Genomic DNA, 26,486 nt, shown 5'->3' with positions numbered 1-26,486 from the left:
GCCTAGAGATATCACTCCGTACCAGATGCTGTATTAGACGTATTCCTGCTGGTCACCTAGCGTTCGGCGCATGACAGAGCGACGCGCGATCCTCAGCGGCTCGACGTTCGAGGAGGAGATCGGCTACGCCCGCGCCGTGGTCGACGGCGACCGGGTCCATGTGTCCGGGACGACCGGATTCGACTACACCGCCATGACGATCTCCGAGGACGTGGTGGAGCAGGCGAAGCAGTGCCTGCGCAACATCGAGAACACGCTGACCGAGGCGGGATGCTCCTTCGCCGACGTGGTGCGGGTGCGCTATCTGCTGCCCGACCGGTCCGACTTCGAGCCCTGCCTGCCCGTCCTGCGTGACGCCTTCGGCGAGGTCCGGCCCGCCGCCACGATGCTCGTGTGCGGCCTCTCCGACCCCCGGATGAAGATCGAGATCGAGGTGTACGCGCGCACGCGGCCACCGCGTGCCTCCGAGGAGCCCACCCGGGCCACCCAGACCGCGCAGCCCGTCCAGACCGCGCAGCCCGTCCAGGCCTATGAACCCCCGTACTACGCGGCCGTCTTCACCGCGGTGCGGACCCCGGACCGGAGCGGCTTCGGCGAGACCAACGCCCGCATGGAGGACCTGGTGAAGGACATCCCCGGGTACCTGGGGATGGACCACGCCCAGACCCCCGGCGGGCTGGGCATCACCGTCGGCTACTTCCGCGACGCCGACGCCCTCGACCGCTGGCGGACCGACGCCGAGCACCGCGCGGCGCAGCGGCGCGGGCGCGCCGAGTGGTACGAGAGCTACACGCTGCACGTGGCGAAGGTGGAGCGCAGCCACGGGTTCACGCGAGCGTAGGCCCGACCCCGCCAAGGCCCGTCTCCGCCCCGCTCGTGACCCCTGTCTCGACCCCGGCCTACGAATCGGTCTCGATCCGTGACACCGACTGGGGCGCCGATGGTGATCACGCCATCATGAGCCCATGAATCGGCCACCACCGCGCCTCCACACCCCCGAGTGGTTCACGGCCGACTCCTCGACCCTGAACGTGGCCCTCGTCTACCCGATGCAGGGACCCGCCGGGATCTTCGGCCCCACCTGCGGGGCGTGTGCCCGGCTGGCCGCCGAGGAGGTCAACAAGGCCGGGGGAGTGCTGGGCAGGGAGCTGCGGCTGATCGAGGTCGACGGCGGGGCCGAGCCGTCGCGGGTCGCGGAGGACGTGGAGGCCCTGGTCGCCTCCGGCGCGGTCCAGGGCGTCACCGGCTGGCACATCTCCTCGGTCCGGCGGGCGGTGGCCCCGCGCATCGCCCACCGGGTGCCGTATGTGTACACGGCCCTGTACGAGGGCGGCGAGCGCACCGAGGGCGTCTTCATGACGAGCGAGACACCCTCCTGGCAGCTGCTGCCCGCGATGCGGCTGCTCGCCGAGTCACGCGGGGTGCGCCGCTGGTTCGTCGTCGGCAACAACTACGTATGGCCCCGGCACACCGCTCGGGCGGCCCGGGGCTATGCCCGCGCCTGCCGGGGCCGGGTCTGCGGCGAGGCGTATCTGCCGCTCGGCACCGAGGACTTCGCGGACGTCCTGCGACGCGTCGAGCGGGCCGACGCCGACGGGGTCCTGATGCTGCTGGTCGGCAGTGACGCGGTCCGCTTCAACCGGGCCTTCGCCGCCTCCGGCCTCGACCGGCGGTGCCTCAGGCTGAGCACGCTCATGGACGAGAACATGCTGCTGGGCAGCGGCCCCGAGGCCACCCTCGACCTGTACAGCACCGCCGGGTTCTTCGCCTCCCTCGCCGACCAGAACACCCTGGACTTCCACGGCCAGTACGCCGGCCGCTTCGGCCTCCAGGCACCGGTCCCGGGCAGCCTCGGCGAGTCCTGCTACGAGGGCGTCCTGCTGCTCGCCGCACTCGTCGAGCGGGCCCGCGCCCTGGACGTCACCGCGATCGGGGCCGCCGCCGACACCGTCTCGTACGAGGGGCCGCGCGGACTGCTCGGTCTGGACGGGCGGCATGTGCGCCAGCGCATCTACCTCGCGCAGGCCGACGGCTACGACTTCAACGTCCTCGCCCAGCTGCGCGCTCCGCACGACCTGCGCTGACCCGGCCCCGCGCGTCGGCGCTCCCCCCGGCCTCCAGGGTCCGGGCCAGCCGGTCCAGCAGCAGTTCCAGCCGCTTCCCGTCCTCGTCGCCCAGTGGCTCCAGGCCGGTCCAGTCGGCGCGCACCTCGCGGGCGAGCCGCTGCCATCGCTCCAGGCCGCGCGGCGTGAGATGGGCGAGGACACGGCGCCGGTCGGCGGGGTCGACACGGCGGAACACCAGGTTCTGGTCGACGAGTTGGTCGATCAGCTTGGTCAGGCTCGGCGCCGGCAGGAAGGCGTGCTCGGCGAGGGCCGTCATGTTGTGCCCCTGCCCGTCGGAGAGCAGATCGAGGACCCGCCAGGCCTCGACGGAACAGTCGAACTCCTCCAGCACGGACTGCGTCCGGCGCACGGACAGGCGCTCGGCACGGGTCAGCAGATGGAGCAGTTCCTCGGGCCGCCTCGCCATCGCACTCCTCAACTCGCCTCGTGCCGCCCCGCGACGGGATGTCCGGAGCTTACCCTCGCCCATCCCGCCCGTGACAGGCAAACCAGGAGTACATCCTTTCTCCGGGAAGTAACAAATTCTCCGGGGCCCCACAAAAATACTTCCTCAGGAAACTGTTCTTCAATTGCCCCGAAACGCAAGGGAAACAGTCTCCTCGCAGGCTGTGGTCGCACTTCAGCGACCTAGGAGGTATTGCATGTCCGGGATCGGCATCAGCAGACGAGGTCTTCTCGCGGGCGCCTCGGCGCTCGGTACGACCGCCGCCCTCAGCGCGTGCGGCGCCAAGACCGGCAGCGGCACCTCGTCGAACGCCGGGGCCCAGGCGGACACCTCCGGCGACACCGTGAAGGTGGGGCTGCTGAACTCGCTCTCCGGCACCATGGCCATCAGCGAGGTCACCGTCCACAACGCGCTGCTGCTCGCGGTGAAGGAGATCAACGCCGCCGGCGGTGTCCTCGGCAAGAAGCTGAAGCCCATCAGTCAGGACGGTGCCTCCGACTGGCCGACCTTCGCGGAGAAGGCGGAGGCCCTGATCACCGACGACAAGGTGGTCGCCACGTTCGGCTGCTGGACCTCCGCCAGCCGCAAGGCCGTCAAGCCGGTCTTCGAACGCTACAAGTCGCTCCTGTTCTACCCCGTGCAGTACGAGGGCCTGGAGCAGTCCCCGTACATCTTCTACATCGGCGCCACCACCAACCAGCAGATCGTGCCCGCCCTCGACTACCTCAAGAAGCAGGGCCTGACACGGCTGTACCTGGTGGGCAGCGACTATGTCTTCCCGCGCACCGCCAACAAGATCATCAAGGCGTACGCGGAGGCCCAGGGTATGAAGGTGGTCGGCGAGGACTACGCGCCGCTCGGCTCCACCGAGTTCGGCACCATCGTCAACAAGGTCAAGGACGCGGGCGCGGACGCCGTGTTCAACACCCTCAACGGCGACAGCAACGTGGCCTTCTTCAAGGAGTACAAGTCCGCCGGGCTCACCGCGAAGAGCCTGCCGGTGCTTTCGGTGTCGATCGCAGAGGAGGAGGTCAAGAGCATCGGGACGCAGTACCTGGAGGGCCAGTTGACCGCCTGGAACTACTACGAGACCACACCGGGCGCCGCCAACACCGAGTTCGTCGCCGCCTATCAGGCCGCGTACGGCAAGGACAAGCCGACCAGCGACCCGATGGAGGCCGCGTACATCTCCGTGTACCTCTGGAAGGAGATGGTCGAGAAGGCCGGTTCCTTCGACGTGGCGAAGGTGAAGAAGGCGGCGGACGGCATCGAACTCGACGCGCCCGAGGGGAAGGTCACGGTCGACGGGGCGACGCAGCACGTCTACAAGACGGCCCGCATCGGAAAGATCGGCTCGGACGGGCTGATCGAGGAGGTCTGGAACTCCGGCAAGCCGATTGCGCCGGACCCGTATCTGAAGGGGTACGACTGGGCCGCCGGTCTGTCGTGAGTCCGTGGGCCCGGTGGGGACTTCTCGCGCAGTTCCCCGTGCCCCCAAAAGCAAAAAGCACGGGGCGCAGCCCCTGCTTTTTGAGGGGCGCGGGGAACTGCGCGAGAAGCCCCCACCCACCCGCACCCGCCCACGCACCCTCCCCCCGACCCGGAGCCGCGTAATGACGGTCATCCTCAATCAATCCTTCACCGGCATCAGCATCGGCGCCGTCCTCCTGCTCATCGCCCTCGGCCTGACCCTCACCTTCGGTCAGATGGGCGTGATCAACATGGCGCACGGCGAGTTCATCATGGCCGGCGCGTACACCACGTACGTGCTGCAGAAGTCCATCAGCGGCGCCGGTGCCTCCCTCCTCGTCGCCCTGCCCGTCGCCTTCCTCGTCGCCGGAGCCATGGGCGCGCTGCTGGAATGGCTGCTCATCCGGCGCCTCTACACCCGTCCCCTGGACACCCTGCTGGTCACCTGGGGCGTCTCCCTGATGCTCCAGCAGCTGGCCCGGGACATCTTCGGCGCCCCGAACGTCCAGACCGCCGCGCCCGACCTCCTCACCGGCAACATCTCGGTCGGCGGCATCACCTTCGCCAACAACCGGCTGTTCATCCTCGGCCTCGCCCTGCTCTGCGTCCTCGGCCTCACCCTGATCCTGCGGCTGACCCCGCTGGGCCGCCGTATCCGCGCCGTCGTGCAGAACCGGGACCTCGCCGAGGTGTCCGGTATCGCGACCGAACGCGTGGACCGTACGACGTTCTTCATCGGCTCCGGTCTCGCGGGCGTGGCCGGTGTCGCGCTCACCCTGGTCGGCCCGATCGGTCCGACGATGGGCACCAACTACATCGTCGACGCCTTCCTGGTCGTGGTCGTCGGCGGTGTCGCCCAGCTCAAGGGCAGTGTCATCACCGCCTTCGCGCTCGGCGTGCTGCAGTCGGTCCTCGAATACTCGACGACGGTCAGTGTCGCCAAGGTCGTCGTGCTCGTGGCGATCGTCGCCTTCCTGCAATGGCGACCCCAGGGCCTGTACACACTGCGCACCCGGAGCCTGGCATGACGACGACAACTCCCCTTCCCGAGAAGACCGTTCCCGACCCGGCGGAGCCACCTCCCTCTCTCCTGGACCGCTTCCGCGTCCCGGGCGCCTTCCTCCTCGGCGCCGTCCTGCTGCTGGGCGTCGCCCCGCTCGCCCTCTCCGACTTCCGGCTCAACCTCCTCGCCAAATACCTGTGTTACGCGATCGTCGCGGTCGGCGTCAGCCTCGCCTGGGGGCGCGGCGGACTGCTCGTCCTCGGCCAGGGCGTCTTCTTCGGCCTCGGCGGCTACGCCATGGCGATGCACCTCAAGCTCGCCGACGCCGCCGACACCGGCCAGACGCTGCCCGACTTCATGCAGCTCTACGGCACCGGCGACACCCTGCCGTGGTGGTGGCAGCCGTTCGCCAACCCGCTGTTCGCGCTCGCCATGACCGTGCTGCTGCCGATGGCGGTCGCCGCGCTGGTCGGCTTCTTCGTCTTCCGCCGCCGGGTGAAGGGCGCCTACTTCGCGATCCTCAGCCAGGCGCTGGCCGCCGCCCTCGCCATCTGGCTGGTCGGCCAGCAGGCCACCACCGGCGGCACCAACGGCCTCACCGACATCCAGGGCTTCTTCGGCTACGACCTCAACGACCCGGTCAACCAGAAGATGGTGTACTTCATCATCGCCGCCGTGCTCCTGCTGCTGATGGCGCTCGCCCGGCAGCTGTTCGTCAGCCGCTACGGCGAACTCCTCGTCGCCGTACGGGACTCCGAGGAACGCGTCCGCTTCCTCGGCTACGACCCGGCAGGCGTCAAGCTCGTCGCGTACGTCGTCGCGGCCGGAATGGCGGGCCTCGCGGGCGCCCTGTTCGTCCCTGCGGTCGGCATCATCTCCCCGGCCCTGATCGGCATCGTCCCGTCCATCGGCTTCGTGATCGGCGCGGCGGTGGGCGGCCGGGCCTCCCTGGTGGGCGCCGTACTCGGCGCGCTCGCGGTGGCCTGGGCGCAGAGCACCCTCTCCGACGCCTTCCCCGCCGCGTGGACCTATCTCCAGGGCCTGCTGTTCGTCCTCGCGGTCGGCTTCCTGCCCGGCGGCCTCGCCTCCCTGGCGGTCGTGGTGCGCCGGCGCCGTACCCCCAGGACGACCACCACGACCGCGGCCCCGACAGGAGGAACGGCATGAGCGGCGAGGGACTGACGGTCCGTGATCTGCGGGTGACGTTCGACGGCTTCAAGGCCGTCGACGGCGTGGACCTCGACATCCGCCCCGGCGACCTGCGCTTCCTCATCGGCCCGAACGGCGCCGGCAAGACGACTCTGGTGGACGCCGTCACCGGCCTTGTGAAGGCCGGCGGATCGGTCCGCTTCGGCGGCGAGGAACTCATCGGCAAGCCGGTGCACCGGATCGCCCGCCTGGGCATCGGCCGTACGTTCCAGACGGCCACGGTCTTCGAGGAACTCACCGTCCTGCAGAACCTCGACATCGCGGCGGGCGCCGGCCGCGGCCCGCTGACGATGCTCCGCCGCCGCAAGGGCGTACCGGAGGCCGTGACCAGGGCCCTGGAGACCACCGGTCTGACCGCGCTGCGCGACCGTCCGGCGGGTGTCCTGGCCCACGGACAGAAGCAGTGGCTGGAGATCGGCATGCTGCTCGTCCAGGACGTGCGACTGCTGCTGCTCGACGAGCCGGTCGCCGGCATGAGCCACGACGAACGCGAGGCCACGGGCGAGCTGCTCAGGCGCGTCGGCGAGGACCACACGGTCGTCGTCATCGAGCACGACATGGACTTCATGCGCTCCTTCGCCCGCAGCGTCACCGTCCTGCACGCGGGCAAGGTCCTCAGCGAGGGCTCCGTCGCCGAGGTCCAGGCCGACGCCAAGGTCCAGGAGGTCTACCTCGGCCGCGCCTCCGAGCCCGAACCCGCCGCCGAGCCGGTCGCGGCTCCCGCTTCCGCCCCCGTCCCCGTCGCCGAGGAGGCATGACGCCCATGCTGGAGATCAACTCCGTCCGGGCCGGCTACGACCGGACGACCGTGCTGCACGACGTCACCGTCACCGTCCCGAAGGACGGCGTCGGAGCCGTCCTCGGCCACAACGGCGCAGGCAAGAGCACCCTGTTGCGCGCCGCCATGGGCCTCATCAAGCCCAAGGGCGGGACCGTCCTGCTGGACGGCGAGGACATCACCCACCTCGCCCCGCACCAGCGGGTGGCCCGGGGCATGGCCTATGTCCCGCAGGGCCAGCAGTCGTTCCCGCACCTCACCACCGCCGAGAACCTGCAACTGGTCGCCGACGGCCGCCCGGAGGGCAAGGAGGCGATCGCGGAGGCCCTGGACCTGTTCCCCGTCCTGCGGGAACTGTCCGGCCGCCGCGCCGGTCTCCTCTCCGGCGGCCAGCGCCAGCAACTCGCCTTCGCCCGCGCCCTGATCACCCGCCCCCGTCTGCTCCTCCTCGACGAGCCGACCGAGGGTATCCAGCCCTCCGTCGTCGCCGAGATCGAGGAGACGATCCTCGCCCTGACCCGCCGGGGCGGCCTCTCCGTCCTCCTCGTCGAACAGCACGTGGGCTTCGCCATGCGGGCGGCCGAGCGGTACTACGTCCTGGAAGCGGGCCGGGTCACCTCGTCGGGCGAGGGCGGCACCGGCTCCGAACAGACCGTCCGGGCGGCGCTCAGCGTGTGAGGGGGCGCACTCGGGCCGCGTGCGCGTGGGCCGTGTGCGCTGCGTGGGCCGCGTGCGCGCGGGGCGTCGGCTCGGCCACCGGGCGCGGCTCGGCCACCGGGCGCGGCTCGGCGGCCGGTTGCGGGTCGGCGGCCGGGTCCGCCGGCCACAGCCGTACGGCGAGCAGCGCCGCGCCCAGGGCGATCGAACCCAGCGCGAGCACCGCCCGGTCGAGCCCCGCCGCCGCTCCGAGCCACCCGGCCAGCGGGTACGTCAGCAGCCAGCAGCCGTGCGACAGGGAGAACTGCGCGGCGAACGCGGCCGTACGCTCCCCGGGCGGCACCGAGCGACGGATCAGCCGCCCGGCCGGGGTGAGCACCGCCGAGGACGCGGCACCGAACGCGGCCCAGAGCACGAGCAACGCGGGCAGCCGCCAACTCCCGCCCCGCGCGGCCGTGACGACGCCGAGCCCGGCGAAGACGACGGCCGGCGACAGCGCGCCCCACAGCATCACCGCCCGGTCCCGCACCCTGTCCAGGACACGGGGCAGCACCAGGGCCACCACCATCGACCCGGCCCCGTACGCCCCCAGCGCCAGCGGTACGGCGCCCGCCGACAGGCCCAGCACCTCGCGGACGTAGACGACGGAGTTGACCGTCACCATCGCCCCGGCCGCCGCGACCGCGAGGTTCAGGGCGAGCAGGGCCCGCAGCGCGGGAACGCCGAGGAACAGGCGTGTGCCGGCCGTGGCCCTGGCGTACAGCCCGCCCGTGCGCGGGACGGAGGCGGCGGCCCGCGCGGGCAGGGCGGTCGAGACGACCAGCGCGGCCGAGGCGAGGAAACCGACGACGGTACCGGTGAACAGCCAGTTGTAGGTGATCACGGACAGCAGGACGGCCGCGAACGCGGGGGAGAGGAGGCTCTCCAGGTCGTACGCCAGCCGTGACATCGACAGCGCCCGGGTGTAGTCCCGCTCCTCGGGCAGCACTTCGGGGACGACTGCCTGGAACGTGGGCGTGAACGCGGCCGAGGCGGACTGGAGCAGGAACACCAGGACGTACACCTGCCAGACCGCGCCGACGAACGGCAGCGACACGGCGATCCCGGCCCGCACCAGATCCGCCGTCACCATGAGCGCCCGCCGAGGCACCCGGTCGGCGACCGCGCCGACGGCCGGCGCGATCACCACACAGGCCACCATCTTGATCGCGAGCGCCGTGCCCAGCACCGACCCGGCGTCGGCCCCCGCGAGGTCGTAGGCCAGCAGCCCGAGCGCGACGGTCGCGAGGCCCGTCCCCACCAGGGCCACGACCTGGGCGACGAAGAGCCGCCGATAGACACGCTGACGCAGAACGGCAAGCATGAGCCGACTATAACTTCATGTGCGCATCTGCGCACATGAATGCCGAGGGTGCTCACGACGCACCCCCGGCGGAGCGCCTACCCTGGGCACATGCCAGAACGCCACGCCGTCTCACCTGCGTCCGGTGCGCATCTGCGCGCCCCCGACAGCGCACGGCTCGTCGAGGCGACCGGAGTGTTCGCGATGCTCTCGGACGTCACCCGGCTGCATCTGCTGTGGCTGCTCGCCCAGGGCGAGTCGGACGTCGGTTCACTGGCCGACCGCTGCGAGGCGTCGCGTACGGCCGTCAGCCAGCACCTGGCGAAGCTGCGGCTCGCCGGGCTCGTGGACACCCGCAGGGAGGGGCGCCACATCTACTACCGCCTCGGCGACGGGCACTTGCGGCGTCTGGTCGTGGAGGCGCTCAGCCACGCGGACCACCGGGTCAGCGGCCAGGCACCGCACGACTGAGGACGGCCCAGGCCCTCCTCGACGGCGCCTGCGATCTGGGCCTGCTCTACGAGACCGGCGCCGAGACAGGCCTGACCTGCACCACGGTACGGGCGAGCAGGCCGTACGTGATCCTGTCGCCGGGGCACCCGCTGGCCGGCCGGGACGCCGTCTCCCTCACCGAACTCGCCGACGAGCCCCTGATCGTCTACGCGGCCCCGCCCGCCCCGGCCAACGCCGACCGCTGGATGCGCGGCGTCGGCGTCAAGCCGAACATCCGCTACCGCACCTCCTCCATCGAGGCCGTACGCACCCTCGTCGCCCGCGGCCTCGGCTACTCCCTGCTGATCCAGCGCTGGCCGACCGCCACCAACTTCGAGGGCCTGCCACTGGCATCGGTACCGATCGGCGACCCGCTGGAGGAGGTCAGGGTCGTGATCGCCCATGCCACGACCGTCACCCCCACCCGCCGGTCGCGCGCCTTCGCCCGGTACGCCCGCGAGACCCTGCCGCACGGCTGAACACGGCGGAACGGGGCCTCATCCGGACCCGAGCGTCCGGACCGGCTCGATGGACTCCAGGGTCGGCACGACCTCCTCGATCGAGCCGTCCGCCGCGAACACCAGCCGGTCCAGGGTGGATTCCCGGCGCATGCCGTCGCCGCGCGGAGTGCCGGGGCCCGGAATCGCGAACCGGTGGTAGCAGATGAACCAGTCGTCGGTGCCGGGCACATTGACGACCGTGTGGTGACCGGTCGCGAGGATCCCGTACTCCGGACGCTTCTTCAGGATCACCCCCCCCGCTTCGTCCAGGGGCCGAGCGGTGAGGGCCCGGTCGCGTAGGCGACGCGATAGTCCTCGCTGCGGGTGTCGTCCTCCGACCACATGAAGTAGTAGACGCCCCGCCGCTTCACGACGAAGGCGCCCTCGCGGAAGCCGTCCGGGGTGAACCGCCGTACCAGCGCCGGATCGAAGGACACCATGTCCTCGCCGAGCGGCACACCGTACGCCTCGCGGTTGCCCCAGTAGAGAGAGGACGTGCCGTCGTCGTCCTTGAAGACGGCCGGGTCGATCATCTGGCCCGCGTAGTCGTCGCGCCCGATCAGCGGCCGGTCCAGGGCGTCCCGGAAGGGGCCGGTCGGGCTGTCCGCGACGGCCACACCGATCTGCTGGTTCGCGCAGAAGTAGAAGTAGAAGTAGTACGCCCCGTCGCGCTCCCCGGCGGCCGGCGCCCAGGCGTAGCGGTCCGCCCAGCTCACATCCGACTCCAGATCGAGCACGACCCCGTGGTGCCGCCAGGTGACCAGATCGTCGGAGGAGTACACCTGGAACCGGGTGCCGCCCCAGCCCTCGAATCCGTCCGTCGTCGGGTAGAGGTAGTAACGGCCGTGGAACTCCTGGATGTTGGGGTCGGCGTGCAGCCCCGGCAGCAGTGGACTGCGCATGGGCACGGCCTCGACCGTCCAGGTGCGGGCGGTCCCGCCGGCCGTGGTGACGGTGTACGGCCGCGGGGTGCGGAAGTCGCGCGGGGTGCCGGACGGCGGGTCGATGCGGGAGTCCGCGGAGAGGGCGAACTCCGGGGCGAGAGCGTCGAGTCGAGTCCCCGGGCGTACGGGCAGGACCACCTTGGAGGCGGCGTCGTCGACGAGCGCGTACGCCTTCAGCGCGCCCGCCGGGACGGTGGCGTCGACGACGGACGCCTTCGGCGCCCACCCGGCGAGGAGCCGCTCACCGCCCGGTGCCGAGGCCGACGCCGGCCGGGGTGCCCGTGGAGACCACATCGCCGGGCTCCAGCGTCAGATGCTCGGTGATCTGGTCGGGTGAGCCGATGCCGAGATAGCCCAGGCTGCGAATACTCATCGGAACCTCCACTCGTCGGGGCCCGCCCGGGAAAGCGCGAGGGGCCGCCCGCTGCTCGAAGCTAGTTGTCAGAGTTCTAATTATCAAGACTCTGACTAATGCGGGGCGAAGGTTCGCAAGACTCTTGACTGTCAGAGTTCTATCTGTCCACGGTCGGGGCATCCGACGACGGCCGCCCGGCCGTCACGAAGGGCGACCCATGCCTGTATCTGAGCCGCGTCTGTCCCCCGTGGCGGAGAAGGACATCCCGGAGAAGGCGCTGACGGCCCTGGAGCCGTACCGCAACGCCGAGGCCGGCGGTGACATCTACGCGATCTGGACGACGCTCGCCGCGCACCCGGACGCGCTCCGCCGCTTCCTCGTCGTCGGCAACCACGTCCTGGGCAGGAACACCCTGTCCGTCCGGGCCCGTGAGCTGGTGATCCTGCGGGTCGCCTGGCTCACCCGGGCCGAGTACGAGTGGCTGCAGCACGTCCGCATCGCCCGCCGGGCCGGGGTGTCCGACGACGAGATCCGGGCCCTCGGCACCCCCGACCCCGCCGTCCTCTACGACCTCGCGCACCACGCCGAGCTGCGCCGGCTCGCCGAGGCCGCGGGCGACGCCGACCTCGCCGAGTACGACGAGAAGCTCCTCGGCCCGGTCTCCCCGCGCGCCCCGAAGATCCTCGCCGTCGCGCTCAACTACCGGGGCCACGCCGAGGAGTCGGACCTGCCGATCCCCGAACAGCCCACCGTCTTAGGCAAGTTCAGCAGCTCGCTGACCGGGCCCCACGACCCGGTGATCGTGGCCGAGGGCATCGACAAGTGCGACTTCGAGGCCGAGGTCGTGGTCGTCATCGGCCGGACCATGCGCGCGGTGGAACCCGGCGCGGTCTGGGACGGCATCGTCGGAGTGACCGCCGGACAGGACATCACCGACCGCCGCGAGCAGTGGCGCAAGCCGCTGAACCAGTTCACCCTCGCCAAGTCCTACGACACCTACAGCCCGACCGGGCCGCTGACGGCGACCGTCGACGAGTTCGACGACCCCGACGACATCGAGATCGTCGGACACGTCGACGACCTGGAGGTCCAGCGCGGCCGGACCTCCGATCTCATCTTCCCCGTCCCGGAGTTGGTGTTCTGGCTCTCCCGCCGTGTGACCCTGCAACCCGGTGACCTGGTCTTCACCGGCACCCCCGCCGGCTGCGGAGTCCGGCGCGTCCCGCGCCTGTACCTGGAGCCCGGGATGACGCTGACCACCGAACTTCCCGGTGTCGGTACGATGCGCAATCCGATCAGCCGATGAGATCGACCCGCTCGGTGGGACCGACACGCGCTGTTACGATGCGAGCGGTCCGGAGAAAGGGAGCCCTCACGTGTCGGACGATCACGTAGGAGACACCGTCGGCGCCGTCGACCATCCGCGCTCCCGCGAGTTCTTCGACAAGGTGCGCACCCGCCACCAGGAGATGGGCCACACGGACCGCCAGCTGGACGGCGTCGCGCTGGTCACCCATCTCACCCGGCTCGTCGCACGTCTCGTGCAGGACTTCGAGGCCTCCGTGCACCGGCCGCTCGGGATGACCTGGGCCGGCTTCCGGATCATGAACACCCTCTGGGTCTTCGGGGACATGGAACAGCGCGAGATCGCCCGTATCTCCGGCACCTCGCGGGCCAGCGTCTCCAGCGCCATCAACACCCTCGAAGAGCGCGGACTCGTCGAGCGGCGCCGTGAGCAGGGCGACCGGCGGCTCGTCCGGGTCTCGCTCACCGAGTCCGGTCTCACGATGCTGCGCAAGGCCATCGAGGGGCAGACCGAGCGCGAGCACGCCTGGATGGGCGTCCTGGAGGACCGGGAGATCTCCCAGCTGGTCACCCTGCTGGGCAAGATGGTCAACCAGGAACACCCCGCCTAGTCCGCTCTCCCGGCGCGGTCCGTTCCTGCGGCGAGGGCCGTTCCTCCGGAGAGGGCCGTTCCTCGGGCACGGCCCGCCGCACGACGGCGTTCGGGCGGCTGGGCAAGACCGTGGTCCAGGCCCCGGACCGGGCGGGATTCATCGTCAACGCCCTGCTGCTGCCGTATCTGCTCGCCGCCGTCCGCATGGTCCAGTCGGGCACCGCCACCGCCGAGGACATCGACCACGGCATGGAACTCGGCTGCGCCCACCCCATGGGCCCGCTCCGGCTCCTCGACCTCATCGGCCTCGACACGGCCCGGGCCATCGCCGAGTCCCTCTACGAGGAACACGCCGAACCCCTGTACGCGCCCCCGCCCCTGCTGCGCCGCATGGTCGCCGCCGGGCGCCTCGGCCGGAAGTCGGGGCAGGGTTTCTACGCGTACCCGGAGGCGGCCTGAGTCCGGCCGCCACCGTGCGCGGTCCCGCCACCACCCGGTCGTGGTCTTCCGACGGGCGGCGTACACCGGCGTTTACCCACGACGAAGGGCCTTGTCATGGTTCCTGGGGTACGGGGCGTCCGCGACGAGCGGGCCGGCGAGGTCGGCCGAGCCGCTGATCTCGGCGGACCAGACGGTGTCCACGCCGGCGCATCTCGGCCTTGTCCTTGCCGCGCAGGGTGGCCCGCCAGTCCTTGCCGGGGAGTTCGAAGCAGTGGGCGGCGAGGGCGGCCTGGGTCTGGAGGTGGTCGCTGTTGGTGAAGACCGCGTCGGGCCGGTGGTGGGTGGAGATCCTGGTGACGAGGGCGCGATGGTCGCGTACGTCGCAGGGGAGGATCTCGATCGCGGGGTGCTCCGGATAGGCGGCGGCACGGTGGGCGTCGGGCTGGTCGGTGAGGAGCGTGACGTCCAGGCCGAGCCGGGCGGCGGCGGGTAGGAAGCCCTCGGTGACGGAGTCGGTGGGGTTGAGGGCGAGCAGGTACAGACGCATCGGGGTGGCGCACGACTTCCGGTAGCGGGTGAGGGGTTGAGCGGGGGGTGCGGGGTGCGGGGTGCGGGGCGGGCCCGTCCCGTGGTGGGGCCCGCCCCGGGTACAGCGGGAGTGGCTGCTGCGGGAGCCACGGGGAACTACCGCTTCGGGGGTTCGACTCCGGTGGCCTTCGCGAGGTCGGTGAGCATCTCCTCGGCGGCCTGGACGCCGATGCCGGACATCCAGGTCTCGTCCGGGACCTTGAGGATTCCCAGGGTGGTTGAGGAGGCGAGTGGGTCGCGGGTGATGCCTTGCGCCACGGCGCCCGCGACGCCGAGCGCGGCGCACAGCGCCGGCGCAACCCGTTCGGGCGGGGTCACGAAACGTGACATACGGGTCGAGCTCGCGACCGGCAGGAGACGGCTTCGGAGTAGGCGGCGGGCGGGGCTTCGGACGGTGAGGCGGCGGATGGGCGGTCGGCGGATGAGCGGTCGGCGGCCGACGCGGATCCGACGACCGCCGGTCCGACGACCAGCGATCCGGCGACCGCCGCGGCGGTCAGCGCGGCGGCTCCCGCGCCGGCACGGGCTCGCACTCGGGCGGCGGACGGTAACCCACCGGCTGCCCTCACCCCTCGCCGAGGACGTCCTGCGCTGGGGCACCCGATGAGCCGCCCCGCACCCGCGCCACCCCGCCGCCCCCGCCCCCTCCGCCGAGCCAGGAGTCCCCGATGACCCTCCCCGCCCCCGCCGTACGCGACCGCGTCCTCTCCCTCCCGCCCACCGAACTCCCCGCGTACGTCTACGACTTGACGGCCCTGCGCGAACACGCCGCCCAGGTCCGCGCCGCCCTGCCCGAACGGGTCGAGCTGTACTACGCGGCCAAGGCCAACCCCGAGCCGGAGATCCTGGCCGCGCTGGGCCCGTACGTCGACGGCTACGAGGTGTCCTCCGGCGGCGAACTCGCCCACGTCGCCCGCGCCGTGCCGGGCCGCCCGCTGGCCTTCGGCGGCCCCGGCAAGACCCCGGACGAGATCCGGGCCGCCCTGGAGCAGGGCGTCGAGCGCTTCCACGTCGAGAGCGCGCACGACCTGCGCGTGCTCGGCGCGCTGGCACGCCGGGTGGCGCCGACCTCGCCGGTCGGCGTGCTGCTCCGCTTCAACCTCGCGGTGGCGGACGGCTCGTTCGCGGGCGGCGCGCTCACGATGGGCGGCCGACCCACCCCGTTCGGCCTGGACCCGGCACAGGCCCCGGACATACTCCGCCCCCTCACGGACGGCACCTACCCGCACCTCGAACTGCTCGGCGTCCACGCCCACTTGGCGAGCGGACTCGACGCACCCGAACAACTCTCCGTCGCCCGCTCGATCGTGGAATGGGCTACGGCGCTGGGCGTACCCCTCGCCGAGGTGAACGTCGGTGGCGGCATGGCCGTCGACTACGCCCGCCCCGACACCCGCTTCGACTGGAAGACGTACGGCGAAGGCCTCGCCGAACTCGCCACCGCGCACCCGGAACTGACGCTGCGTCTAGAACCCGGCCGGGCGCTCACCGCGTACTGCGGCTGGTACGCCACCGAGGTGCTGGACGTGAAGCACAGCCACGGCGAGGAGTTCGCCGTGGTCCGGGGCGGCACCCACCATCTGCGCACCCCGGCGACCAAGGGCCACGACCAGCCCTGCTCGGTCCTCGCGGTGGAGGAGTGGCCGTACCCCTGGCCGCGCCCGGCGGCCGAGGGGGAGTACGTCGGTCTCGCCGGCCAGCTCTGCACCCCGAAGGACCTCCTCGCCCGCGCCGCCCACGCCCCGGGGCTGCGGGCGGGGGACCGGGTGGTCTTCGCCCTCGCGGGCGCGTACGCCTGGAACATCTCGCACCACGACTTCCTGATGCATCCCCGCCCCGGCTTCCACTTCCTCGGCTGACCGCGCGGGTCCGGAACCCGAGCGCCCGTCCGGCCCTCTTCGGGGTGTGACCGTTGACAGGCGGGTCGGCCGGGCGCAGACTCATGCGCACAAGAGAGTGAAGTGAATTTCACCTGGCGAACATGGTCGGAGTACTCGCATGCACACCACTGTCGGCATCATCGGCGGCGGCCCGGCGGGGCTGCTGCTGGCGCGTCTGCTGCACAACGCGGGAATCGGCAGTGTGGTTCTGGAACGCAAGGATCGCGCGTACGTCGAGCAGCGTCAGCGCGCCGGAATCCTGGAGCAGGCCACCGTCGACGTACTGCGCTCCGCGGGTGCGGGCGCCCGGCTGGACGCCGAGGGCATCCCGCACGACGGCATCGAACTGCGTTTCGACGGCCGCGCCCACCGCGTCGACTTCCCCGACCTGACCGGCGGACGCCGGGTGTGGGTGTACGCCCAGACCGAGGTCGTCAAGGACCTCATCGCCCTCCAGCTCACCGGCGGCGGCCCCCTGCTCTTCGAGGCCGAGGTGCACGGGGTGGACGGCGCGGACACCGACCGGCCGGTGATCCGCTACACCCACGAGGGCCGCGAACAGACCCTGACCTGCGACTACGTGGTCGGCTGCGACGGCTTCCACGGCGTGGCCCGGGACGCCGTCCCGGACGGGGTCCGCACCACGTACGAGCGGACGTACCCCTACTCCTGGCTGGGCATCCTCGCCGACGCCCCGCCCGTCTACGACGAGTTGATCTACGCCCACTCCGAGCGCGGCTTCGCGCTGGCGAGCATGCGGTCGCCGTCCGTGAGCCGTCTCTACCTCCAGGTCCCGAACGGCACCGACCCGGCGGACTGGTCCGACGAGCGGATCTGGGACGAGCTGGACGCCCGGTTCGCGCTCACCGCGAACCCCGGCTGGCGGCTCAAGCGCGGGCCCGTCACCGCCAAGGCCGTCCTGCCGATGCGCAGCCATGTCACCGAGCCGATGCGCTACGGCCGGGTCTTCCTGGCCGGCGACGCCGCCCACATCGTGCCGCCCACCGGCGCCAAGGGGCTCAATCTGGCCGCCACCGATGTCATCGTGCTGGCCCGCGCCTTCGCCCGGCTCCGGGAGACGGGCTCGACCCAGCTGCTCGACGCCTACTCCGACACCTGTCTGCGCCGCGTCTGGCGCGCCGAGCACTTCTCCTACTTCATGACCACGACCCTGCACGTCGACCCGGACCAGTCGCCGTTCGAGACGAGACTCCAGCTCTCCCTGCTCGACCGCGTCGCGACCTCGCGGCACGCGGCGGCCGAGCTGGCGGAGAACTACACGGGCCTGCCGCTGGACACCGGGAACAGCGGATCCTAGCGACCGGGGTCAGTGGGCGCCGAGGCCGCCGCTGCCGAAGGAGCCGCTGCCGCCCTTGCTCCAGCGCGGGCGTTCCTTGTCCTCGCTGGGGCGGGATCCCATGTTTCCGTGCACCTCGTACGGTGTCAGCCGGTAGTCGCTCTTGGGGATCTCGTCGGGCTCGCGGTTCAGCCGCTCCTCGCGGACCGGGCCGCCCTCGGGGATCCGGGGCTGCTCGTCGGGGCGAGGTCGGCGCGGCTCACGGGCGCGTACGCGGGCGCCCAGCCAGAGGGCGCCGACCAGCATGGCCACCAGCACGACGCCGCCCAGGAACGGTGCGATACCGCCCAGTACGCTGCGTTCTGCGGCTATATCAGTCCATTCCATGTTCATAAGGCATGAATACCCCCAAACGGTCGAGTGAATCGATCCGGCCTCCGTGTTTGGCCGGACCCCCTCCGGCTACCCGCCCGTCGTGACCTCGACCACGACATCGACCACGACGTCCCAACAGGAACTCATCCGGTTCTTGGAGGACCGCTTCGCCTGTGCGCAGGCCTGCACCGAATGTGCGCGTGCCTGCGCGCTGCGGGCGAGCCTCGCCGACCCGGACGGGCCCGAGGGCCAGGAACAGATGCGACGCAAGGGCATCATGTGCGCGGAGGTGTGCGACGCCACGTGCAAGGTGCTCTCCGAGGAGGCGGGCCTCGACGAGGCCGGTATCCGCCTCCAGGTGGAGTGGTGCCGCACCGTGGCCCTGGAGTGCGCGCGCGCCCTCGACGCCTCACCCGGCGCCGAGGACGGTGCCAAGGCGTGCCGCGAGTGTGCCCGCGCCTGCGCGGACTTCCTCGCCACCCTCCGCTGAGCACCCCGGGGGAGGGGTGCGGGCGCCGATCCGGCTGTTCCCGGGCGCCCGTTCCCGCGCGCCTGTTCCCAATTACTGGAACACGTTCTAGCGTGTGCGCCGTCAGGTCGGCCTTGGGGAGCCTGGAGGCGCCGTGCACCTCGAATACACGCCCGAGCAGCAGCGACTGCGCACCGAACTACGCGCCTACTTCGCCGAGTTGGTCCCGGAGGGCGCGTACACTCGGCACGCCGACCCGGCGGCGCAGAAGCGGTTCTACCGCGAGACCATCCGCCGCCTCGGCGCCGACGGCTGGCTCGGCGTGGGCTGGCCCGAGGAGTACGGCGGACGCGGCCTGACCGCCATCGAGCAGTTCATCTTCTTCGACGAGGCCGCCCAGGCCGGTGTACCGCTGCCGCTGATGGCGCTCAACACCGTCGGCCCGACGATCATGCGGTACGGCACCGAGGAACAGAAGGCGTACTTCCTGCCCCGCGTCCTGTCCGGCGAGATCGACTTCGCCATCGGCTACAGCGAGCCGGACGCCGGCACGGACCTGGCCTCGCTGAAGACCCGCGCGGTCAGGGACGGCGACGAGGCCACCGGCCACTACACGGTCAACGGCCAGAAGATCTGGACCACCAACGGCGACACCGCCGACTGGGTGTGGCTGGCGACCCGCACCGACCCCGACGCCCCGCCCCACAAGGGCATCACCATGCTGCTCGTCCCCACCACGGAACCCGGCTACTCCTGCACCCTCATCAACACCCTCGCCTCGCACGACACCACCGCCAGCTACTACGAGAACATCCGCGTCCCCGTCTCCCGCCGCGTCGGCGAGGAGAACCAGGGCTGGCGGCTGATCACCAACCAGCTCAACCACGAACGCGTCACCCTCGCCGCCCACGGCACCATGGCCATCCGCTCCCTGCACAACGTCCAGCGCTGGGCCATGGAGACCAAACTCGCCGACGGCCGCCGCGTCATCGACCTGCCCTGGGTCCGCCGCCGCCTCGCCCGGACCCACACCAAGCTCGACGCCCTCAAGCTCCTCAACTGGCGCATGGTCAGCTCCGTCCAGGACGGCACCCTCACCCCGCAGGACGCCTCCGCCGTCAAGGTCTACGGCTCCGAGGCCCGCCGCGACGCCTACGCCTGGCTGATGGAGATCGTCGCCACCGCCGGCGCCCTCAAGGAGGGCTCCGCGGGCGCGGTCCTCCACGGCGAACTCGAACGCGGCTACCGCTCCGCCGTCATCTTCACCTTCGGCGGCGGCAACAACGAGATCCAGCGCGAGATCATCTCGTGGATCGGCCTGGGGATGCCACGGGTACGGCGTTAGCCGGTCTGGTCTCCCCGGTCATTCGAGCGTGGAGACTCTGCTCCGCACGCCCCCGAACCGCAGGGCGTGCCGTGAGCGGGGGCCGGGCATCGGGTCGGGAACGGCCGCCAGCAGAGCGGCCGTGTACGGGTGCCGGGGTTTCTCGCAGACCTCGTCCGAGGGGCCGGTCTCGACGATCCGGCCCCGGTGCATGACCGCGATCCGGTGGCTGACCTGCCGGACGACCGCCAGGTCGTGCGCGATGAAGACCATCGCGAGTCCCAGGTCGCGCTGGAGGTCGGCCAGCAGGTTGACGATCTGCGCCTGCACCGACACGTCCAGCGCCGAGACCGGCTCGTCGCACAGCAGCACCGACGGCTCGGGGGCCAGCGCCCGGGCGATGCCGATGCGCTGGCGCTGGCCGCCGGAGAAGGCGCGCGGGAACCGGTCGGCTGTCGCCGGGTCCAGACCGACGAGTTCCAGGAGTTCGGCGACCCGTTTCGCGCGCCTCGTACGGTCCGGGTACAGCCCGTGTGCCAGGAGGGGTTCGCCGATGATGTCGCCCACCGTCATCCGGGGGTTGAGAGAGGCGTACGGATCCTGGAAGACCATCTGCACCCGGCGTCGCAGCTCCCGCAGCACGGCGGCCGAAGGCCGGGTCACGTCCTCGCCACCCAGCCGGACGGTTCCGCCGTCGGCCGGATGCGCGTGGACGAGGAGACGGGCCAGAGTGGACTTGCCGGAGCCCGACTCCCCGACGACGCCCAGCGTCTCCCCGGCATGGACCCTCAGCGAGACGTCGTCGACGGCGAGCAGCCGGCTGCGGCGGCGTCCCCGGAACTCCTTGCGCAGACCGGATGCTTCGAGGACCGGTGTGCCCGTCGGGACGGGCGCTCGGCCGGCCGGGCCGGCCGATGGGAGCGGCGGCAGTTCCCCCGCGTGCCAGCAGGCCGCATCGGCCTTGAGCGGCGGCGCCTCGCTTCCGCACCGCGCGTCCGCCGATCCGCACCGTGGTGCGAAGGCGCATCCGGTGACCGGAAGCGACAGGTCCGGCGGCGCACCCGGAATGCCGGTGAGCCGGGTGCCGGACGGAGCGGACAGCCGGGGCACGGAAGCCAGCAGGCCGGCGGTGTAGGGATGCCGGGGGCGAGTCAGGACGTCGGCGGTGGAGCCGTGCTCGGCGACCGTTCCGCCGTACATGACCAGGGTCCGTGCGCAGGAGCGGGCGACCACACCGATGTTGTGGGTGATCAGAAGCAGCGCGGTGCCGGTCTCCTCGTTGAGCCTGCCGAGCAGGTTCAGGATCTGGTCCTGGACGGTCGCGTCGAGGGCCGTGGTGGGTTCGTCGGCCAGCAGGACGTCCGGCTCGTTGGCGAGGGCCATGGCGATCAGGACGCGCTGGCGCTGGCCGCCGGAGAACTGGTGCGGGTGGTCGTCGAGTCTGCGGCGCGGGTCCGGGATGCCGACCAGGCCGAGGAGGTCGGCGGCGCGGGCCCGGCGCGCGGCGCGGTTGCCGTGACCGTGCGCGCGGAGCACCTCGTCGAGGTGGGTGCGGATCGACAGGACCGGGTTGAGCGAGGTCATCGGATCCTGGAAGACCATCCCGACCCGGGCACCCCGGACGGCCCGCAGCTCCTCCTTGCTCGCGGACGCCAGGTCGAGGCCGTCCAGCCGCACCGAACCGGCGGTGATCCGGCCCGTGGCGGGCAGCATCCGCGTCAGCGCCAGCGCGGTGGTGGATTTTCCCGAGCCCGACTCACCGACCACGGCCAGTGTCTCGCCGCGCGCCAGCGAGAAGCTGACGTCCCGTACCGCGTGCACGGTCCGGCCGTCCGGCGAGGTGAAGTCGACGCTCAGGCGCCGTACGTCGAGCAGAGTCATCGGCGGATCTCCCGGTTGAGGGCCTCGGACAGCAGCGAGAGTCCGAGGACGAGCAGCAGGATGGCGAGCAGGGGGCCGACGGACAGGGACGGCGACTGGGCCAGATAGGGCATCGCCTGGTTGAGCACACCACCGAGGGTGGGTTCGGGCGGGGCCACGCCGACGCCCAGGAAACTCATCGCGCCCTCGATGAAGACGGCGACGGTGAGGGAGACGGAGATCTGCACCACCAGGGGGTCCAGGCAGTTGGGCAGGATGTGCCGTAGCAGCAGACGCGCCTTCCGGGCGCCGCCCAGGCGCGCGGCGAGAACGTACTCGCGTTCCCGCTGGATCAGGATTCCGGCCCGCAACTGCCGCCCGAACACCGGTATTTCGGCCAATGCGATGACGACGATCACCGGCAGCCGCCCGGGGCCGAGGACGGCGGTGACGGCGAGCGCCAGGATCAGGCCGGGGAAGGCCAGCAGAAGGTCGAAGACCCGTTGCACCACGGTGTCCGCGACCGGGTGGACGGCGGCCGACAGCGCGAGCGCGCAGCCGGCCAGTATGCCCAGCGGGACGGCGACGGCGATCACCTCCAGATCCGTCCGGATGCCGTACAGCACTCGGCTGAGCAGGTCGCGGCCCAGGTCGTCGGTGCCGAGCGGGTGGCCGGGGCTGCCCAGGGAGAGGAGCGGGTCACTGCTCTGGTCGGTCGGACCGGTCGAGGTGAGGAGCGGGGCGAACAGACCGGCCAGCACCACCAGGCCGACCAGGAGCAGTCCGAGGCGTCCGCGAAGGGTCGTCAGTGCGGCGAGGTAGGGGGGCCGACGGCCCGCGGTGCGCGCGCGACGGGGGAGGAGGGCTGTGGTGTTCATGGTCACTCCCACCGGACGCGCGGGTCGAGCAGGACGTAGAGCAGGTCTGTGAGCAATTGGACGAGGACGAAGACCGTGACGAGAAGCAGCAGCAGGTCCTGCACGACGGGGTAGTCCCGCTTGAGCAGAGCCTGTTCGGCCAGTTGTCCCAGGCCGGGCCAGGCGAAGATCGACTCCACCAGGACCGCGCCGCCCAGGAGCTGACCGGTCTGCATGCCGAGCAGGGTGACCACGGGCGGCAGGGCGCCGGGCAGGGCGTGCCGCCACAGCAGCCGCCGAGGGGAGACGCCGGCCGCGGCGGCGGTGCGGACGCAGTCCTCGGCAAGCGCGCGTTCGAGACCGTCCTTGAGGTAACGGCCCAGCACGGCCGCGCTCGGCAGAGCCAGGCAGAAGGCCGGCAGCAGCAGGTACTGAAGTGCCAGGTCGGGTGCTTCGAGAAGGCCGACCCGGCCGCCGGACGGCAGGATGCCGAGACCGACGGCGAAGACCAGTACCAGCACCACGCCGGTGACGAAGGGCGGAACGACGAGCGCGCCGGTGGTGAAGGCCCGCACCGCCGCCTGGACCGGCCGGCGGGTGGAGGCGGCCCCGGACACGCCGACCAGCAGACCGAGGACGACCGTGAAGAACAGGGCGCCCAGGGTCAGTTCGACAGTGGCCCCGAGCCCGTCCGAGATCAGGTCGGCCACCTGCCCGCCGACGGTGTACGACGGGCCCAGGTCGCCGCGTCCCAGGTCGCTGATCCAGGTCAGGTACTGCGCCGGCAGGGGCTGGTCGAGCCCGAGCTGACGGCGGATCGCCTCGACCGACTCGGGGGAGGCGTCCGGCCCGGCCAGCGTCACGGCCGCGTCCCCCGGGACGAGCCGCAGCATCGAGAAGATCAGGACGGAGGCGACCAGCAGGACCAGCAGCGCGGACGGGATCTTCCTGAGGAGGTGGGTGCGCACGTCAGTCCAGGTGGGCGTTGTCGAGGTTGAGGTAGTTGAACTTGTTGAGTGTCGGCCCGTGCAGCTTGGCGGAGGTGACCTGCACCGAGTTCTGGACGGCCAGTTCGATCACGAACGCCTCGTCGAGCAGCACGTCGGAGACTCTCCGGTACAGCGCGCGTGCCTGGCGCCCCTCGGCCGGCGCGCGCCAGGCGGCCTGGACCGCCTCGGTGTACGCGGCCGAGCGGAAGTGCGAGGTGTTCGCCGCCTCGTTGAAGGGGGGCGCGCTCACGGCGAGGGTCGCCGGCTGTACCTGGGCGAAGGCGTGAGTGTTGACCCACAGCGCCGGCATCTTCCCGCTGATCAGCATCTTCTGGAACGCCACCGGTTCGGTCGGCTGAAGCTGTGTCCTGATGCCGATCTGTTTGAGGTCGTACTGCACCATCTCGGCGACGACGACGTGCAGCCCGATCGTCGAATGGGCGAGCGGCAGTGTCTCCTTGGTCGAGAAGCCGGAGGACCTGAGCAGTTCACGGGCCTTGGCCGGGTCGTGGGTGTAGTGCGTGCGGTCGGCCTCGGTGAAGGCCGGCGACGACTTGGGCCAGGGCGCGGCCGAGGGCAGGCCGTAGCCGCCCAGAGCTCGGGCGACGATGCGTTCACGGTCGACTGCCCACGCGATGGCCTGCCGGAACGGCTTGCTGTCGGTGGGGGATTCGGTGACGGTGGCGCCGATGTACAGAGCGCCCAGACCGGTGTCGTACTCCTTGACCGTGAAGTTCCCGTCGTCCTTGAAGGTCGCGAGGGACCTGCCGGGCACCTGGTACGTCAACTGGGCCTGTCCGGAGCGGAGTGCGGCCAGGAGGGCGTCGGACTGGGTGTAGACGCGGAACTCGACCTTGTCCAGGTAAGGGCGGTCCGCGATCCAGTAGCGGTCGTTGCGGGCGAGGGAGAGACCGGTCCCGGGCTGCCACCTGACGAACCTGAAGGGGCCTGTTCCGTTGAGTTTCGTCCCCTCCAGCGCCTCGGCGACGGTGTGCCGGTCGGCGATGATCATGAACTCGAAGAGGTCGAAGAGGTTGCTGACGGGATGGGCGAGCTTCAGTACCAGTTCGTGGTCGCCGCGCTTCTCGAAGCCCGTCACGGCTCTCGCGGTGGCCGCGAGCTGGGCCGACCGTTCCGGTTTCTGGAGGTTCTGGACAGCGAAGATGACGTCGTCCGCCGTGAACGCCCGGCCGTCGTGGTACGTCACGTCGTCCCGGAGCCTGAGCGTGATGCTCCGGCCGTCGGAGGCGTACTCCCAGGAGGTCGCCAGCTCCGGCTGGGGTTCGAGGCGGTCGTCGTACCTGATGAGGGTGTTGTAGATGAGCCGGTTCTGGGAGGACAGCGCGGTCTGGGTGAACAGGAAGGCGGGGGTGAAGTCCAGGCTGGTGGCGAGCGTGAGAGTGCCTCCGCGCCGGGGTGCGCCGGACGCTTTGGCTTCGGAGTCGCTGTTCGCGGAGACGGCGGAACGGCAGCCGGTGAGCGCGCCGCCTGCGCCGACCAGCAGGGCGCCGGTGCCGATCGTGCGCAGAGCGGCGCGCCGGGACAGGGGGCCGGAAGAGCGAGGTGCGGAGGAGGACATGGAGGCGTGACCATTCTTTTCGACGCAGCAGCAATTAATAGAAGGCCAGTGAGGCCAGAGCTGGGGAAGCGGGCGACAGCGTTCGGACGCGCGGCGATGTCAGCGGGAGGCGGAACCCGGCGCGTGGAGACGCGACAGCGCTCGTGAAGAGCGGCGTCCGGAACGGATCAGCGGAGTGTCAGCGGCCGACGGCACAGATCGCGCCGGCGAGTCGGCACAAGTCGATGTGCCGACGAGACACGAGTCGCAGGTCCGGGTTCATGCGCAGCAGAATGGCAGGGCTCTCCCGGACCGGTCAACAGCCGTGTCCACCAGGTGGTCCCCGGACGGTCCGTCAGGTGGGAGCGATTGTCGCGGCCGTAGGGCCGAGAGTCCGCAGCGGATCCCTGAACAACGGGCCGAGGGCGACCGTGGAGGCCGCCAGGAGGAGAGCGGCCTTTCCTGCCCGAGGGACGACGACGCGTTCCGGGTCGTCGCAGGCGCGTGACTGGGCGATCGCCGCCTCCCGGACCTCCCCCAGATAGGCGGGATGGAGCAGGGACGACAGTTCCGTGAGCACGATCAGATCCGGGTTGAGGAGGTCCAGGAGCAGCCCCGCCACCCGGCCCACCGCACGTGCCCGTTCCCGCAGGAGCGCGTCCGCCCGCTGGTCGCCGTCCGCCGCCACGCCCAGCAGCCGCAGGACCGACGGCTCCGGGATGATCCCGTCCGCCACCGCGCGGCGGACGAGCCGGGCTTCGGAGACGGTCGCCTCCAGACAGCCGGTGCTCCCGCACGGGCAGGCCACGTCGCTGCCGGGCACGGGAAAGTGCGCCACATCGCTCGCGCCGGACCGGGGGCCGCTGTGCACCACCCCGGCGACGGCGAAGGCGGCGTCCACCACGTTGCCCACCAGGAGTTGCACGAGGGAGTTCCGGGAGGCGGGGTGGCCGAAGAGCAGCTCGGACCGCGCGAGCGCGTGTGCGTGGTTGTCGATCCAGGTCGGCAGACCGGTGTGGCGGCTCAGCTCGAATGCCAGAGGGCGCTGGTGCCAGCCGAGGGCGTCGTGCCGCAGGATCGTTCCACTCTCCGGGTCCACCCGGCCGCCGACCGCGGCTCCGACGGCGAGCAGTCGTCGGCCGGCGGGCCTGTGGTCGTCGATGAAGCGGGCCAGCTCCCGGCCCACGTGGTCGGCCAGCTCGGTGGAGCGCATCCCGCTGTGGTCGAGGTAGGCGCTGGCCACGACGTCACCCCGTAGATCGGTCAGTCCGAGAGAGGCCCCCGGCACTCCGATGTGCACCCCCGCCACCAGTGGTCCGCCCGCGTCGCCCGTGGCGAGATCCACAGGGATCTGGGGCCTGCCCACCCCGCTCGCGGTGACGAGTTCGGGAACTTCGCGCACGAGTCCGAGGCGGAGCAGATCGGTGCACTGCCGGGAGACGGCCGACGCGCTGAGCCCCGACAGCCGGGCGATGCCGTTACGGGCGACAGGGCCGTGATCGAGCACGGCCCGCAGGACGACCGCGGCGTTCGCTGTCCGCCGGTCGTCGCCGGAGGCGCGTTCACCGGCGGGCAGGGTGGTCGACATGGCTGTTCCTCCTGGTTGGCGGGGCTGACGGAGACCAACATG

26 protein-coding genes and 4 pseudogenes are annotated in these 26,486 nt (G+C 71.3%); 17 read left to right on the top strand and 13 right to left on the bottom strand.

Translation table 11 applies throughout. The annotated features are described in order from the left end of the window. Window positions 1–70 precede the first annotated feature (70 nt). The 3 genes and pseudogenes from F9278_RS48620 to F9278_RS02450 form a co-directional block, all read left to right on the top strand. Window positions 71–433, top strand: a pseudogene (locus F9278_RS48620) (RidA family protein); the annotation flags it as partial. Next, the gene (locus F9278_RS48615; protein WP_404819000.1) at window positions 416–841 is read left to right on the top strand and encodes an antibiotic biosynthesis monooxygenase family protein; all 426 of its coding nucleotides are present in this window, start codon (window positions 416–418) and stop codon (window positions 839–841) included. The pseudogene F9278_RS48620 and the gene F9278_RS48615, both read left to right, overlap by 18 nt. A 124-nt stretch (window positions 842–965) precedes the next feature. Further along, window positions 966–2,084, top strand: a complete 1,119-nt coding sequence (locus tag F9278_RS02450) for a substrate-binding domain-containing protein (RefSeq protein WP_152166779.1) — start codon at window positions 966–968, stop codon at window positions 2,082–2,084. On the opposite strand, the gene F9278_RS02445 is transcribed toward F9278_RS02450, so the two are convergent. After that, a complete protein-coding gene (locus F9278_RS02445; protein ID WP_152166778.1) occupies window positions 2,041–2,532 on the bottom strand; it encodes a MarR family winged helix-turn-helix transcriptional regulator in 492 nt (163 codons plus the stop codon). The two genes, F9278_RS02450 and F9278_RS02445, sit on opposite strands and share 44 nt — an antisense overlap. Window positions 2,533–2,767: 235 nt before the next feature. On the opposite strand from F9278_RS02445, the gene urtA reads away from it, so the two are divergent. From urtA to urtE, 5 genes are all read left to right on the top strand, one after another. Next, window positions 2,768–4,021 (top strand): urea ABC transporter substrate-binding protein, encoded by a 1,254-nt coding sequence (gene urtA, locus F9278_RS02440; protein WP_152166777.1) that lies wholly within the window; start codon window positions 2,768–2,770, stop codon window positions 4,019–4,021. 163 nt (window positions 4,022–4,184) lie between these two features. Then, window positions 4,185–5,069: an urea ABC transporter permease subunit UrtB gene (urtB, locus tag F9278_RS02435; protein ID WP_152166776.1), complete on the top strand. Its 885-nt coding sequence runs from the start codon at window positions 4,185–4,187 to the stop codon at window positions 5,067–5,069. After that, window positions 5,066–6,211, top strand: a complete 1,146-nt coding sequence (gene urtC, locus F9278_RS02430) for an urea ABC transporter permease subunit UrtC (RefSeq protein ID WP_152166775.1) — start codon at window positions 5,066–5,068, stop codon at window positions 6,209–6,211. Before urtB ends, urtC begins: the two co-directional genes overlap by 4 nt. Then, window positions 6,208–7,011, top strand: coding sequence for an urea ABC transporter ATP-binding protein UrtD (urtD, locus tag F9278_RS02425; RefSeq protein ID WP_152166774.1), 804 nt, complete (start codon window positions 6,208–6,210; stop codon window positions 7,009–7,011). Before urtC ends, urtD begins: the two co-directional genes overlap by 4 nt. A 5-nt stretch (window positions 7,012–7,016) precedes the next feature. Beyond that, window positions 7,017–7,709 carry an urea ABC transporter ATP-binding subunit UrtE gene (urtE, locus tag F9278_RS02420; protein WP_152173644.1) on the top strand — a complete coding sequence of 231 codons (693 nt, stop codon included), beginning with the start codon at window positions 7,017–7,019 and terminating at the stop codon, window positions 7,707–7,709. Here the strand turns inward: urtE and F9278_RS02415 are convergent. Continuing rightward, window positions 7,699–9,051 (bottom strand): MFS transporter, encoded by a 1,353-nt coding sequence (locus tag F9278_RS02415; protein ID WP_226966597.1) that lies wholly within the window; start codon window positions 9,049–9,051, stop codon window positions 7,699–7,701. The genes urtE and F9278_RS02415 overlap by 11 nt on opposite strands. 90 nt (window positions 9,052–9,141) lie before the next feature. Between F9278_RS02415 and F9278_RS02410 the strand changes: the two genes are divergently transcribed. Together F9278_RS02410 and F9278_RS46060 are read left to right on the top strand one after the other, a co-directional pair. Continuing rightward, window positions 9,142–9,501, top strand: coding sequence for an ArsR/SmtB family transcription factor (locus F9278_RS02410; RefSeq protein WP_152166773.1), 360 nt, complete (start codon window positions 9,142–9,144; stop codon window positions 9,499–9,501). Continuing rightward, window positions 9,498–10,001: a LysR substrate-binding domain-containing protein gene (locus tag F9278_RS46060; RefSeq protein ID WP_226967252.1), complete on the top strand. Its 504-nt coding sequence runs from the start codon at window positions 9,498–9,500 to the stop codon at window positions 9,999–10,001. The genes F9278_RS02410 and F9278_RS46060 overlap by 4 nt, the downstream gene beginning before the upstream one ends. An 18-nt stretch (window positions 10,002–10,019) precedes the next feature. Here F9278_RS46060 and F9278_RS02400 read toward each other — a convergent pair. Continuing rightward, window positions 10,020–11,254 (bottom strand): annotated as a pseudogene (locus F9278_RS02400) (family 43 glycosylhydrolase); the annotation flags it as partial. Then, window positions 11,208–11,339, bottom strand: coding sequence for a fumarylacetoacetate hydrolase family protein (locus F9278_RS46780; RefSeq protein WP_226966596.1), 132 nt, complete (start codon window positions 11,337–11,339; stop codon window positions 11,208–11,210). The gene F9278_RS46780 and the pseudogene F9278_RS02400, both read right to left, overlap by 47 nt. A 199-nt stretch (window positions 11,340–11,538) precedes the next feature. Between F9278_RS46780 and F9278_RS02395 the strand changes: the two genes are divergently transcribed. The 3 genes and pseudogenes from F9278_RS02395 to F9278_RS02385 form a co-directional block, all read left to right on the top strand. Further along, a complete protein-coding gene (locus F9278_RS02395; protein WP_193241343.1) occupies window positions 11,539–12,627 on the top strand; it encodes a fumarylacetoacetate hydrolase family protein in 1,089 nt (362 codons plus the stop codon). A gap of 70 nt (window positions 12,628–12,697) precedes the next feature. Then, window positions 12,698–13,237, top strand: a complete 540-nt coding sequence (locus tag F9278_RS02390; RefSeq protein ID WP_152166771.1) for a MarR family winged helix-turn-helix transcriptional regulator — start codon at window positions 12,698–12,700, stop codon at window positions 13,235–13,237. Window positions 13,238–13,296: 59 nt separating this feature from the next. After that, window positions 13,297–13,677 (top strand): annotated as a pseudogene (locus tag F9278_RS02385) (3-hydroxyacyl-CoA dehydrogenase family protein); the annotation flags it as partial. 105 nt (window positions 13,678–13,782) lie between these two features. On the opposite strand, the pseudogene F9278_RS02380 reads toward F9278_RS02385, so the two are convergent. Both F9278_RS02380 and F9278_RS48610 read right to left on the bottom strand, forming a co-directional pair. Beyond that, window positions 13,783–14,206: pseudogene (locus F9278_RS02380) on the bottom strand (siderophore biosynthesis protein); the annotation flags it as partial. A 137-nt stretch (window positions 14,207–14,343) separates the two neighbouring features. Beyond that, window positions 14,344–14,577 (bottom strand): iron chelate uptake ABC transporter family permease subunit, encoded by a 234-nt coding sequence (locus F9278_RS48610; RefSeq protein ID WP_152166770.1) that lies wholly within the window; start codon window positions 14,575–14,577, stop codon window positions 14,344–14,346. Between the two features lie 338 nt (window positions 14,578–14,915). On the opposite strand from F9278_RS48610, the gene F9278_RS02370 reads away from it, so the two are divergent. After that, entirely contained in the window at window positions 14,916–16,106 is a 1,191-nt protein-coding gene (locus tag F9278_RS02370; RefSeq protein ID WP_152166769.1) for a type III PLP-dependent enzyme, read from the top strand. A gap of 139 nt (window positions 16,107–16,245) precedes the next feature. Beyond that, the gene (locus F9278_RS02365; RefSeq protein WP_152166768.1) at window positions 16,246–17,445 is read left to right on the top strand and encodes a 4-hydroxybenzoate 3-monooxygenase; all 1,200 of its coding nucleotides are present in this window, start codon (window positions 16,246–16,248) and stop codon (window positions 17,443–17,445) included. A 9-nt stretch (window positions 17,446–17,454) separates the two neighbouring features. On the opposite strand, the gene F9278_RS02360 is transcribed toward F9278_RS02365, so the two are convergent. After that, complete coding sequence (locus tag F9278_RS02360; RefSeq protein WP_152166767.1) at window positions 17,455–17,817, bottom strand: DUF6479 family protein; 363 nt, start codon at window positions 17,815–17,817, stop codon at window positions 17,455–17,457. A gap of 82 nt (window positions 17,818–17,899) precedes the next feature. On the opposite strand from F9278_RS02360, the gene F9278_RS02355 reads away from it, so the two are divergent. Both F9278_RS02355 and F9278_RS02350 read left to right on the top strand, forming a co-directional pair. Then, the gene (locus F9278_RS02355; protein ID WP_152166766.1) at window positions 17,900–18,289 is read left to right on the top strand and encodes a ferredoxin; all 390 of its coding nucleotides are present in this window, start codon (window positions 17,900–17,902) and stop codon (window positions 18,287–18,289) included. A 133-nt stretch (window positions 18,290–18,422) separates the two neighbouring features. Then, entirely contained in the window at window positions 18,423–19,613 is a 1,191-nt protein-coding gene (locus F9278_RS02350; protein WP_152166765.1) for an acyl-CoA dehydrogenase family protein, read from the top strand. A gap of 18 nt (window positions 19,614–19,631) precedes the next feature. Here the strand turns inward: F9278_RS02350 and F9278_RS02345 are convergent, their stop codons facing one another. The 6 genes from F9278_RS02345 to F9278_RS02325 form a co-directional block, all read right to left on the bottom strand. After that, the gene (locus tag F9278_RS02345; RefSeq protein WP_152166764.1) at window positions 19,632–21,473 is read right to left on the bottom strand and encodes an ABC transporter ATP-binding protein; all 1,842 of its coding nucleotides are present in this window, start codon (window positions 21,471–21,473) and stop codon (window positions 19,632–19,634) included. Then, entirely contained in the window at window positions 21,470–22,330 is an 861-nt protein-coding gene (locus F9278_RS02340; protein ID WP_152166763.1) for an ABC transporter permease, read from the bottom strand. The genes F9278_RS02345 and F9278_RS02340 overlap by 4 nt, the downstream gene beginning before the upstream one ends. A 2-nt stretch (window positions 22,331–22,332) precedes the next feature. Next, window positions 22,333–23,277: an ABC transporter permease gene (locus F9278_RS02335; protein ID WP_152166762.1), complete on the bottom strand. Its 945-nt coding sequence runs from the start codon at window positions 23,275–23,277 to the stop codon at window positions 22,333–22,335. A 1-nt stretch (window position 23,278) separates the two neighbouring features. After that, the gene (locus F9278_RS02330) at window positions 23,279–24,877 is read right to left on the bottom strand and encodes an ABC transporter substrate-binding protein (RefSeq protein ID WP_152166761.1); all 1,599 of its coding nucleotides are present in this window, start codon (window positions 24,875–24,877) and stop codon (window positions 23,279–23,281) included. Between the two features lie 178 nt (window positions 24,878–25,055). Further along, complete coding sequence (locus F9278_RS48425) at window positions 25,056–25,139, bottom strand: putative leader peptide (protein ID WP_319023143.1); 84 nt, start codon at window positions 25,137–25,139, stop codon at window positions 25,056–25,058. Window positions 25,140–25,211: 72 nt separating this feature from the next. Next, window positions 25,212–26,444 carry an ROK family transcriptional regulator gene (locus F9278_RS02325; RefSeq protein WP_152166760.1) on the bottom strand — a complete coding sequence of 411 codons (1,233 nt, stop codon included), beginning with the start codon at window positions 26,442–26,444 and terminating at the stop codon, window positions 25,212–25,214. Window positions 26,445–26,486 lie beyond the last annotated feature (42 nt).

Origin of the sequence: Streptomyces phaeolivaceus (genome assembly GCF_009184865.1) — a bacterium.
Taxonomy (GTDB): Bacteria; Actinomycetota; Actinomycetes; order Streptomycetales; family Streptomycetaceae; genus Streptomyces; species Streptomyces phaeolivaceus.
This window is presented reverse-complemented; position numbering and strand designations above follow the sequence as displayed.